Origin of the sequence: Mycobacterium avium subsp. avium (assembly GCF_009741445.1) — a bacterium.
In the GTDB taxonomy this organism is placed as follows: Bacteria; Actinomycetota; Actinomycetes; order Mycobacteriales; family Mycobacteriaceae; genus Mycobacterium; species Mycobacterium avium.
Window position 1 is genome coordinate 2,566,877 of sequence record NZ_CP046507.1, and the last position, 11,302, is coordinate 2,578,178.

Annotated in this window: 10 protein-coding genes; 3 read left to right on the forward strand and 7 right to left on the reverse strand. The window is 68.0% G+C overall.

Going from position 1 to position 11,302, the window contains the following annotated elements:
* Positions 1 to 5: 5 nt before the first annotated feature.
* Positions 6 to 3,509 carry a non-ribosomal peptide synthetase gene (locus MAA44156_RS11930; RefSeq protein ID WP_023884250.1) on the reverse strand — a complete coding sequence of 1,168 codons (3,504 nt, stop codon included), beginning with the start codon at positions 3,507 to 3,509 and terminating at the stop codon, positions 6 to 8.
* Positions 3,510 to 3,604: 95 nt separating this feature from the next.
* Between MAA44156_RS11930 and MAA44156_RS11935 the strand changes: the two genes are divergently transcribed.
* Positions 3,605 to 5,242, forward strand: coding sequence for a (2,3-dihydroxybenzoyl)adenylate synthase (locus MAA44156_RS11935; protein WP_009976228.1), 1,638 nt, complete (start codon positions 3,605 to 3,607; stop codon positions 5,240 to 5,242).
* A 139-nt stretch (positions 5,243 to 5,381) separates the two neighbouring features.
* Here MAA44156_RS11935 and MAA44156_RS11940 read toward each other — a convergent pair whose 3' ends face one another.
* The 3 genes from MAA44156_RS11940 to MAA44156_RS23565 form a co-directional block, all read right to left on the reverse strand.
* A complete protein-coding gene (locus MAA44156_RS11940) occupies positions 5,382 to 6,449 on the reverse strand; it encodes a 3-deoxy-7-phosphoheptulonate synthase (protein WP_009976227.1) in 1,068 nt (355 codons plus the stop codon).
* Positions 6,450 to 6,756: 307 nt separating this feature from the next.
* Positions 6,757 to 7,482 carry a LysR family transcriptional regulator gene (locus MAA44156_RS11945; protein ID WP_009976225.1) on the reverse strand — a complete coding sequence of 242 codons (726 nt, stop codon included), beginning with the start codon at positions 7,480 to 7,482 and terminating at the stop codon, positions 6,757 to 6,759.
* Positions 7,443 to 7,616: a LysR family transcriptional regulator gene (locus tag MAA44156_RS23565; RefSeq protein ID WP_227974638.1), complete on the reverse strand. Its 174-nt coding sequence runs from the start codon at positions 7,614 to 7,616 to the stop codon at positions 7,443 to 7,445. The genes MAA44156_RS11945 and MAA44156_RS23565 overlap by 40 nt, the downstream gene beginning before the upstream one ends.
* 106 nt (positions 7,617 to 7,722) lie before the next feature.
* Here MAA44156_RS23565 and MAA44156_RS11950 point away from each other — a divergent pair, with 106 nt between their 5' ends.
* Positions 7,723 to 8,433 (forward strand): SDR family oxidoreductase, encoded by a 711-nt coding sequence (locus MAA44156_RS11950; protein WP_009976223.1) that lies wholly within the window; start codon positions 7,723 to 7,725, stop codon positions 8,431 to 8,433.
* A 2-nt stretch (positions 8,434 to 8,435) separates the two neighbouring features.
* Positions 8,436 to 8,840, forward strand: a complete 405-nt coding sequence (locus tag MAA44156_RS11955; RefSeq protein WP_227974644.1) for a cupin domain-containing protein — start codon at positions 8,436 to 8,438, stop codon at positions 8,838 to 8,840.
* On the opposite strand, the gene MAA44156_RS11960 is transcribed toward MAA44156_RS11955, so the two are convergent.
* The 3 genes from MAA44156_RS11960 to MAA44156_RS11970 form a co-directional block, all read right to left on the reverse strand.
* Positions 8,837 to 9,454 (reverse strand): TetR/AcrR family transcriptional regulator, encoded by a 618-nt coding sequence (locus tag MAA44156_RS11960; RefSeq protein WP_009955693.1) that lies wholly within the window; start codon positions 9,452 to 9,454, stop codon positions 8,837 to 8,839. The genes MAA44156_RS11955 and MAA44156_RS11960 overlap by 4 nt on opposite strands.
* A 95-nt stretch (positions 9,455 to 9,549) precedes the next feature.
* Positions 9,550 to 10,296, reverse strand: coding sequence for a maleylpyruvate isomerase family mycothiol-dependent enzyme (locus tag MAA44156_RS11965; RefSeq protein ID WP_009976219.1), 747 nt, complete (start codon positions 10,294 to 10,296; stop codon positions 9,550 to 9,552).
* A gap of 130 nt (positions 10,297 to 10,426) precedes the next feature.
* Positions 10,427 to 11,218, reverse strand: a complete 792-nt coding sequence (locus tag MAA44156_RS11970; protein ID WP_009976218.1) for a hypothetical protein — start codon at positions 11,216 to 11,218, stop codon at positions 10,427 to 10,429.
* Between the last annotated feature and the right edge of the window lie 84 nt (positions 11,219 to 11,302).

Genomic DNA, 11,302 nt, shown 5'->3' on the forward strand with positions numbered 1-11,302 from the left:
ACCGTTTACGATTTCGCGGGTTGCTGAGAGGCCGCCAGAACCGATTCGGCGTCCATGCCGATAACCTCCAGATATAGCTCGGCGACCTGGTCAAGCCGGCCGGGGTCGCGCTCACCGGCCCCGAGGACCGCGGCCAGCGACGACACGGTCCGGTTGGCGAAGATGTCGGCGACCATGATGTCCGGCGCGTCCAGCCAGGCCCGAATTCGCGCCACCGCCTGTGTGGCCAGCACCGAGTCACCGCCGAGGGCGAAGAAGTCATCGTCGATACCGATGTTCTGCCGGCCGAGCAGGTCGCCCACGATCATGGCCAGCGCGGATTGAAGTGGCGTCGACGGCGCGCGGTGGCCCGGCCGCTGCGATTGCGAAACGGCGCCTTCCAATTCGCGCGCCACGGCGCGCCGGTCAAGCTTTCCGGCATCGGTGAAACCGATCCGCTCCACGACCGTGATGTGGCGCGGGATCATGTGTGCGGGAACGAGGTCGGCGAGAGACTGCCGGATTCCCTCGGCGGTCACGGTGGCGTCGTCCGCGCACACCTGCGCGGCCAGCACATCGGATTCCCCGGACACGGCGATCAACGCGGCCACCGCCGTGCGCACCCCCGGCACGCGCCGCAACGCGGTCTCGATCTCGCCGAGCTCGACGCGGTACCCGCTGATCTTGACGCGGTGGTCGGCGCGGCCGACGAATTCGAGGGTGCCGTCGGGCCAGTAGCGGACCAGATCGCCGGTGCGATACCAGATTCGGCCGTCGTGTTCGACGAAGCGTTCGGCGGTGAGATCGGGGCGTCCGCGGTAGCCGCGCGCGATGCCGCGGCCGGACACCCAGTACTCGCCGGGCACCCAGTCGGGACAGTCGGCGCCGGTGTCGTCGACGACGCGGCAGGCGTTGTTGGGCAGCGGGACGCCGAAGGGCAGCGCCGTCCAGTCGTCGGGTATCGGCTCGGTCACCTCGAAAATGCTGTTGTGCACCGGGGTTTCGGTGGCTCCCCCGAGGCCGGCGAACCGGAGGTTGGGGGCTTCGGCCCGTAGCCGGCGCACCACCTCGGGGCGCACCCAGTCGCCTCCGGTGGGCACCACCCGCACCGAGGACAGCCGCCCGCGGCCGACCTCGACCAGCATCTCGAGCCAGCCGGGCATGAAATGCAGCACGGTGACCTGGTGGGCGTCGATGAGCCGGGCCCAAGCGTCGGGATCACGTCGCTGGGCTTCGTCGACCACGACGATGGAGCCGCCGGTGCGCAGGGTGACGAACACGTCCATGACCGAGATGTCGCCCTCGAGGGTCGACAGGGCCAGGCATCGATCCGCGGGGCCGATGTCGAAGTGGCGGCCGATGAATTCCACAGTGTTCATCGCTGCGTCGTGAGTGACCTCGACGCCTTTGGGTTCGCCGGTGGAGCCGGAGGTGAACAACACGTAGGCGAGCGCGGCGGGATCTACTCTCGCTGAAGTGATCTCGGTGCTCGCAGGCGCGCCGCCGAGGATGTCGGCGAGCACCACCTCGGGCACCGGCATGGACAGGCGTTGTCCTCCGCACACCACGGCCAGGCTCACCCCGCCGGACTCGAGAATGCGCTCGGCGCGGTCGCGTGGCTGGTCGACGCCGATCGGCAGATAGACGGCACCGACGGACAGGATGCCCAGCAGCGCGGGAATCTGCTCGGCGGTTTTGGGGCCCATCACCGCGATGGTGTCCCCGGCGGTGACGCCGGCCGCACGCAGCGCGGCCGCCACGGCCAGCGCCTGGTCGCGTAGCTGCGCGTAGCTGAGGTCACCGGAACTGGCGAAGACCGCCGGCGCATCGGGTCGCTGCTCGGCTTGCCGAAAGAACCCGTCGTGCAAGGCTTCTCCGCTCGGTTCGGCGGTGCGGCCGTTGGCCGCCTCGCGTACCGCGCGCTGAGCCTCGGGCAGCGCCGGGGGGCCCGGCGCCTCCCAGGCTTCGTCGGCGGAGGCCAGCCGGAGCAGCTCGTCGATGTGATGGGCGAACATCGCGTCGATGACGCCGGCGGGGAAGACGCCTTCGCGCACATCCCAATTCACCAGGACGCCGCCGTCGAATTCGGTGACTTGCGCGTCCAGCAGCACCTGCGGCCCCTGGGAGATGATCCATCCCGGTGTGCCGAATTGGCCGGTCACGTCGGAGCTGAACAGCTCGCCGAGTCCGAGCGCGCTGGTGAAGACGACGGGTGCGAGCACCTGGGTGCCGCGATGACGGCTGAGGTCACGAAGGAGCGACAAACCGGGATAGGCCGAATGGGCGGCGGCGGTGCGCATCGCGGCCTGCACCACCTGGGCCCGTGCCGATGCGGTGTTCGCGCGGGTGAGGTCGACGTCGAGCAGCAGCGAGGAGGTGAAGTCGCCGACCAAGAAGTCGACGTCCGGGTGCAGCGCCTGGCGCCCGAACAGCGGAACGTTCAGCAGGAAGCGCGAGGTGGTCGACCAGCGCGCCAGGGTGTTGGCGAACCCCGCGGCCAGCGCCATCGCCGGGGTGAACCCGCGGGCCTGGGCGCGCGCGAAGAGCGCATCGCGGGTGTGCGGGTCCAGCCAGTGCCAGCGCCGGGTGCTTTGGTTCTCGGCGCGGCCCGCGGTGGTCGGCAGGGCGGGCGGGTCTGGCAGCTCGGGAAGGCGCTGCGCCCACCAGGCGCGGTCCGCGTCGCGGGCCGGTTGCGGCCGCGCGTCCTCGGCCTCGATGGCCTGGCGGTACTGCCGGTAGGTGTAGTGCAGTTCGGGCAGGTCGCGTCCGAGGTAGAGCGCCGCCAGGTCGGCCATCAGGGTGCGATAGCTCATCGCGTCGGCGGCCTGCATGTCCAGGTCGACGTGCAGCCGCGACCGTTCGGCCGGCAGCAGCGTCACCGCGAGCTCGAACACCGCGCCGTCGAGCTGCTGGTGTGATTTGGCGGCACGGATTGCGGCGAGCCGCCGGTCGGCCTCGCCTTGGCTCCGCTCGCGCAGGTCCTCGACGTGGACCGGGAAGGGGCCGAACTCGTCGGCCGGGGCGATGCGCTGGGTGCCGTCGGGCAAGAACCGCACCCGCAGCATCGGGTGGCGCCGTGCCAGCGCGGTCGCCGCGGCGCGCAGGCGTTCCGGATCGATTCCTCCGCCGTCGAATTCGACGTAGAGGTGTCCCGCGACGCCGCCGAGCTGCTGGTTTTCCTGGCGGCCGACCCACATCGCGTGCTGCATCGGGGCCAGCGAAAAGGGCTCGTCCTCCCTGGACCGCGCAGCGTCCGCGGGTGCATCGGCGGGCTCGGCCGGCCGATCAGCGCTCGGCCTGCCGGCGTTGACCAGTTCCGCCCAGGCCTCGACCGTCGGCGTTTCGGCGAGCGTGGCGAAGTCGACGGCGATGCCCTGGCGGCGCCAGCGTCCGGCCAGGGTCATGATCCGGATCGAGTCCAGGCCCTGACCGATGAGGTTGCTACCCGGCTGAACTGCATCGACGTCGACGCCGAGGAGTTCGGCCACCTCCGCCCGGATGTCCTCCGAGCGTGCCGGGGCGTGCACCACAGACCCTCCCTGAATTAGCACAGGCTGCCCTAATTTTTTGGTTACCCTATCCTTACTCGGTGCATCCCCGCTACTAAGCCCCCGTCTAAGGAGCCATGACCCCGAACACAACGCCGCCGGCCGGAGTCCTCGACGGGTTCGTGCCCTTCCCCGCTGATCGCGCCGCCGCCTATCGGGCGGCCGGTTATTGGGCGGGACGGACGCTGGACACGATCCTGACCGACGCGGCCCGGCAGTGGCCCGATCGAACCGCGGTGCGCGACGCCGTGGGCGGTACCGGCTTCAGTTATGCGGACCTCGACGACCAGGCTAACCGCGCCTCCGGCGGGCTGCGGGCACTGGGTATCGCGCCGGGCGACCGGGTGCTGCTGCAGTTGCCGAACAGCTGCCAGTTCGCGGTGGCCTTGTTCGGGTTGCTGCGGGCGGGGGCGGTCCCGGTGATGTGCCTGCCGGGACACCGGGCCGCCGAGCTCGGGCATTTCGCCGCGGTCAGCGCGGCCACCGGTCTGTTGATCGCCGATACCGCGGCGGGTTTCGACTATCGCACGATGGCGCTCGGCCTCATCGAGGAAAACCCAACGCTGCGGCACGTCATCGTCGACGGCGACCCGGGGCCGTTCACCTCGTGGGCGCAGTTGTGCGAGCGGGCGCCCGGCCCGCCGTCCTCGGCCGACCCGGGATCGCCTGCGCTGCTTCTGGTTTCCGGCGGGACCACGGGCACACCCAAGCTCATCCCCCGCACCCACGACGATTACGTGTTCAACGCGACGGCCAGCGCCGAACTCTGCCGGCTCACCTGCGATGACGTCTATCTGGCGGTGCTGTCGGCCGGACACAATTTTCCCCTCGCCTGTCCCGGCCTGCTCGGCGCGATGACGGTGGGCGCCACCACCGTCTTCGGCACCGATCCCAGCCCCGAGGCGGCCTTCGCCGCCATCGACCGCCATGGCGTCACGGTCACCGCCCTGGTGCCGGCCCTGGCCAAACTGTGGGCGCAGGCCTGCGAGTGGGAACCGGTGACTCCAAAAACCTTGCGGCTCTTACAAGTCGGTGGCGCCAAGCTGGAGCCCGAGGACGCCCGCCTGGTGCGCACCGCCTTGACGCCGGGCCTGCAGCAGGTGTTCGGGATGGCCGAGGGGCTGCTGAACTACACGCGCCCCGACGATCCGCCCGAACTCACCGAGCACACGCAGGGCCGGCCGTTGTCCGCCGCCGACGAACTGCGCGTCGTCAACGCGGCCGGCGAGCCCGTGCCCCCCGGCGAGGAAGGCGAATTGCTGGTCCGCGGACCCTACACGTTCAACGGCTACTTTCGCGCCGAGCGCGACAACGAGCGCTGCTTTGACGCGCAAGGCTTCTTCCGCAGCGGTGATCTGGTCCGGATCACCGACGACGGCTACGTCGTGGTCACCGGCCGCGTCAAAGACGTCATCTGCCGCGGCGGCGAAACCATCTCCGCGGCGGACCTCGAGGAGCAGATGCACAGCCACCCGGCGATCTTCTCGGCGGCCGCGGTGGCGCTCCCCGACCCTTATCTGGGCGAGAAGATCTGTGCAGCAGTCGTTTTCAACGGACCTGAGCTATCGCTCGCGGAGCTTAACGGCTACCTCGACGGGCGTGGCGTGGCCGCGCACGCGCGTCCCGACGTCTTGGTTCCGATGACCACGCTGCCCACCACGCCGATCGGCAAGATCGACAAAAAGGCGATCGCCGGCCAGATTTCGGCGCGCTAGCACCACGCCGTGCGCGTGCTACCCGCGATCACTGGTTGGTTTGCAAGGGCGCTGGGTTCACCGAGTGTATGGACGAAAAATGAACCAAATCCGTACCTAGGCCCCACACTCGGCGCGGCCCCGTCCGCCTCAGGGCCACCTACCCGCGATCACCCATCGCCGCGTAAAGCTTCGCCAGCAATTCCGCCGTGGTCGCGAAGTCCATGCAGGCGTCGGTGACGGATTGGCCGTATGTCAGTTCGCCGCTGAGCGATTGGGCGCCGGCCACCAAAAAGCTCTCCAGCATCAGGCCGGCGATGCCGCGCTCGCCCGCCGCGATGCGCGCGCTCACCTCGGCGGCGACCTCGGCCTGTCGCACGTGGTCTTTGGCGGCGTTGGCGTGTGAGCAGTCGATCATGACCAGCTCGGACAGCCCGACCTTGCGCAGCCGATCGATGGCCGTGACCACCGAAGCCGCATCGTAATTCGGGCCGGCGGTACCGCCCCGCAGGATCACGTGGCAGTCGGGATTGCCCATGGTCTCGACGACGGCCGCGCGGCCCACGTCGTCGGTCCCGAAGAAATGGTGGGGCGCCGCCGCAGCTTTGACGCCGTCGATGGCGACTTGGATGTTGCCATCGGTGCCGTTCTTGAATCCGATCGGCATCGACAGCCCCGATGCCAACTGGCGGTGCACCTGCGACTCGGTGGTTCGCGCGCCGATGGCGCCCCAGGCGACGGCGTCGGCGATGTACTGCGGGCTGGTGGGCTCCAAGAATTCGCAGCCCACCGGGAGGCCGACGTCGATGATGTCGAGCAGCAACCCTCGTGCGGTGCGGATCCCACGTTCCACGTCGAAGCTGCCGTCCATGGCGGGGTCGTTGATGAGCCCCTTCCACCCGACGGTGGTGCGCGGCTTTTCGAAGTAGACCCGCATCACGATCTTCAGCCGTTCGGCGTACCGGGTCGCAAGCGGGGCGAGCCTGTGTGCGTAGTCGAGCGCGGCGGCCGGATCGTGCACCGAGCACGGGCCGACTACGAGTAGCAGGCGGTCGTCGTGGCCGGCCAGGATTGCCGACACCTCGTCGCGGTCGCGCTGGACGGCCTCGGCGCGCGCGGGTGTCAGTGGCAGTTCGGCGCGAATCGCGGCCGGAGCCGAGAGTTCTCGGAACGAGACGATCCGATGGTCGGACGTGTCGACAGCTGTGGTGACGTCGGTGAGGGACATGGTGGGTGTGTCTTTCTGTGTTGGCTGCCAGGGCACGCCCGCTGGTTCCCGATGCCCTGAAAAGCGAAAAGCAGCGACCGTGTGGTCACTGCTGGGCTCCGGGTCTCAGTCGTGCGGGTGCGTCAACCAGACGCCTCATCGCCGGCTCCGCCCGGAGCCTCGATAAAGCGCCAATACGCGCGCACGCCGATGTTCACGTCGGCGAACATACCACGTGGGGCTCGACCACTTGACAGCCCGTTACGGCGTCCGAGGGCCACAGACAGGCGTGAAGCCATGTGCGACCGCAAAGCCGTTGCCACCGAGCCTAATCCAGATCGAGTGCGGCGATCTGGTCGAGAAAAGCCCGTGCGGGCGCCGACGCACTCGCGGACACCGCGATGCCCAGACGCCGTTCGGTCAGGGGCAACAGCGGCCGCACTACGACACCGGGCAGCTCGGGGAGGCCGGCGCTGGGCAGGATGCTCACGCCCAGCCCGGCTCGCACGATTTCGAGCGTCGCCCCGATCTCGCGGGCTTCGAAGGCCAGGTCGAATTCGATGCCCTGCCGCCGCGCGATCGGCATGAACACATCGGCGCAGCCGCCGGTGCCGCGAACAAAAGGCTCCTTGGCCAGGTCGGCGTAGGTGACGATGTCCTTGGACGCCAGCCGGCTGTCGGCCGGCACCACCGCGACCATTTCTTGCACGCCGAGTACCGCCGCGTCGAGGCCCTTGCTCGGCAAGCTGACCACACCGGCTTCGGCGGCGCCTTGGTCGAGCCAGTCCAAGATTTCTTCCTTGCTCCCCTCCAGCAGCCGAATGGTGACGGCCGGATGCCGCCGGGCGAAGGTCCTTAGTTGCGGCGCGATGAGCGTGGCGGTCGCTGTCGGCAGACTGGCCAGACTCAGCGTCCCGGTGATGTCGCCCGCCAGTCCGGCGACTTCGGTGCGCATCAACGTCAACTGCCGCACCGCTTCCCGCGCATGCGTCAGCGCAACGGCTCCGGCTTCGGTCAACGCGAGGCCATCCCGGCGGCGCATGAACAGCGGCAACCCCAATTCTTTTCGAGGGTGGCGACCGTGCGGCTGACGGCCGGCTGCGAGAGCCCCAGCCGCCGGCTCGCCGCCGTGAAGCCGCCCTGGTCGACCACCGCAATAAACGTCTTGAGCTGTGACAACGTCGTCATCCGTCCTCCATAAGGCCAAAGTCATCAGCCATATCAACAACGTTATGTCTGATTGGCTTTCCAAAACGTTTAAGTAATCATCGGAATACGTGCCAAGGAGGACACCATGACCGCAAAGCGAGTGCTGATCACCGGGGCGTCGAAGGGAATCGGCCGGGCCGTCGCCGACCGTCTCGCGGTGTCGGGCGACATGCCGGTTGGCCTCGCGCGCGCCAGGCCGGATGACTTCCCGGGTGAGTTCTACGCGGTCGACCTCACCGACCGCGCCGCCACCGACGCGGTACTCGAGCGAGCCCTGCGGGATGGGCGCGTCGACGCCGTGGTCAACAACGTCGGCGTCGCGCGGTTCGGCCGGATCGGTTCGATCGAGTTGGATGACCTGTTCACCACCTACGACCTGAACGTGCGCACCGCGGTGCAGGTCGTGCAAGCGGTGCTGCCCGGGATGCTGTCGGCCGGGTGGGGCCGCATCGTCAACGTCACGAGCATGACGACACTGGGCACCGCGGAGCGCACGCCCTACGCCGCCACCAAAGGGGCGCTGGAAGCGTGCACGCGGATCTGGGCGGGAGAGCTCGCGCAGTCCGGCATCACGGTCAACGCGGTGGCGCCCGGGCCGATCGAAACCGAGATGTACCGCGAGCTCAGTCCGGCCGGATCCGAGCGCGAAGCGCGTCTCCTGCAAACCATTCCGCTGCGCCGGCTTGGCGCACCGCGCGAGATCGCGCACGCCATCTGCGCGTTGCTGGACGAGGACGCCGGCTATATCACCGGTCAGATCATTCGCGCCGATGGCGGCGGCAGCATTGCCGCGTGACGATGCCGGGCACCAAGGCTTTCGCTGCGAAGGAGAATCCCATGAGCCACAACGTGTTACAGAATGTCATCGCGCCCGAGGAGATCGTCTGGCACGAGACCGGCCTGGGACCGAGTTTCTGGGTCGGTGACGAGCTGGCCGGCGATAACTACTCCACACGTTTCAGTGCGCAGTTGACGAAGTTCGGCCCCGGCGGGGGATCCTCGCCGCATCATCACGATTACAACCATGCTTTCTGTTTCCTGCGCGGGGCCGGCCTCGTTCAGCTGGGCGAGCATTGCTGGGAGACCAAGGCGGGCACCTTCGTCAAGGTGCCCGCCAACGTCGTGCACAGTCTGAAAAACGTCGGTTCTGACGAACTCGTTTTCCTGGTCATCTACGACCCGCCGCACGTGGCGACAGATTAGCCAATCGCGTTGGTGCGCAACGCGCTGAGGAGTCTGTCCATCACCACGCCGGCGTCCGCCCGCGCCTGGTGGTAATCGTCCGCACGCGCGATGTAGAGCGTCGCTTCGCGCAGCGCCCCCATGATCGTCAGGGCCGTCGCCTCGATCGGCTGGCGCGGGATGCTGCCCGACTCAATGGCCTCGGTCAGCAGCGCCGTGACGAATCCGATGTTGTACCGGTGCCCGATGGCGCTCCAGCGTTCCCATCCCAGCACCGCCAGCGCCTCGAGCAAAACGATGCGTTGAATCTCGGGATCGGCGCACGCGTCCAACCACAGGGCGGCGCACAGCCGCATGATCTCGACGGGATCGCCGTGCCCCGCGGCCGCGACGGCGTCTCCCATTCGGGCGGCCATCTCCCCCTCCACCTGCTCGAACACCGCCGCGAATAGCTCTGTCTTGTCGGCGAAATGGTGATACAGGGCGCCGCGGGTCACCCCCGCGTTGCGAACGATCGTTTCCAGGGATGCGTCGGCAAACCCCAACGACGCAAACAACGGCCGGGCGGCAGCGACCAGCGCTTCACGCGTGCCGGCCGCGCGCTCTGCCTGTGTGCGACGACCGCCCTTCGCCATCAATCCCCGCCTCTCACGTGTGCATTCTCATACATACCGCGCGGAGGTCGTGGGATGCCCCGCCCGACGGCGTAGCGTCGAGGTCGGCGGTGGACTCAAAACACCCTGAGCCGGCGAATCATGTTCAGAGTCGATGGATCCCCCTCGGCCTGAACGCCCAAGCTTTCCCAGGTACCGCGCTGGGTAACCCACCGCACGAAAGCTTGCGAATCAGACGTGATGTGCGTGGCGACATCGTCGTGGTCGCCGATGCGGAGGATCCGAGCGCACAGGCCGTCGAGGCGAAGCTCCACGCCTGTCTGTAACTCGTTGAGCAGACTCGTGTTCTGCTGCGGCAGGGCCGCTTCGATCCAGTCGAGGGTGGGCGCGAGCCGTAGCTGGTCGACGGGCGGCGGTGCACCTTGCAGCGGCCCATCCGGAGGAAAAAGGTCGTACCGGATGTGGACGAAGGCTTCGAAGACGAAGGTTGTCGGCACGACCGACGCCGGGTAGGTGCCGACATCGCCTATCGGAATGTCGACGTCCTGACCTTCGATGGCGGCGAGCACCTCCAGACCCCGCGCACTCACCGATTCGTAGTCGGCCACGACCTCTCGGGGGGTCATCGAGCGTCGCGACTCGACATAGATGTCCGCCGCGCGCTCGGCCGGCAAATCGCCGGGATCGGGCAGGGCCGATGGGTCGACCGCCAACCAGAAGCTGCACGCCATATGGGACACGAGATCTTGCACCGACCAACCCGAACATCCACTGTCCTTGGCCCACATCGAATCCGGCATCTGCGAGCAAAGCTCCAAAACGGTCCTACGTTCTTCCGCTATGGCCTCGAGCACGGCACTCATGTTTCCACCTCCACATACATACAGTATGTATTAACATACACACGGTATGTATGTGGTTCAAGTGGAGCATCGAAGTTGGTATCGACCGCCAAAGACGTCGGCCTTCCGGCATTCGTCGGGACCGCCCGTGTCAGATTGAGCCGGCGTGTGCGGCGACCAAAGGCGCTGTCGCGCGGCGTGATCGGCGTACCGGCAGCCCGAATCCGACCATCGCATCGAGGATGGCCTGGCTTCGGCGGGTGATCACATGGTCGTCCACGGGCGCCGGGCGCGGGATCTGGGCGGCCACCCCGATGATCGCCGACCCCACGATGTGCCACATCGCCGTGAGCGCGACGGCGCCGTTGCTGATTGCGTGCACGGAGTCGAACAGCCGCGACAGGCTTCGGTGGCAGCGATGCGCCACCCAAATCGCCAGTGCCGCTTCGTTCGGCAGCGTGAGCACGCCCTCTCGGCGCGGGCGCCGCCCGAAGGCATCGCCACTGCGCGCGGCCGCGCAGGGATCGTCGGGCAGCACGCGCAGCGTGGGGTCCACCACCGCGGCCCAATCGATTGCACCGTCGCGATCGCGGTGCAGCCAGAGATTCTCCAGGCCGACGTCCCAGGCTCTTCCTTCCAGCAGCACCAGCGGCAGCATCCGGCCGATGATCTCGTGGATGAGGCTGGCCACCAGTTGCCGCGCGGCGGCGTGGGGACCGATGTTTTTCGCCGCATCGTCGAACATCGCCCGCAGCAACGCGTCGGTCCGCTGTGAATCGAGAGGCCACCAGCGCTGTCGCGAGACATCGTCGAGCACGGCGATGCCATACACCAAGGGACACCCGGGAAAGAGTGCGCGCAGGCGACGGCTGGACTCATGCACCGGAAGCTCCCGGCGGATGTCCATCCCCGATATCAGCGGATGGTGAATCGCGGTGTGCATATGCAACCTCCCGTGTCAGTTAGGTTAGGCTACCCTATGCTAGGCCTGGGTCGGGCGGTGCTCCCGCCCGGTCAGCGACACAGG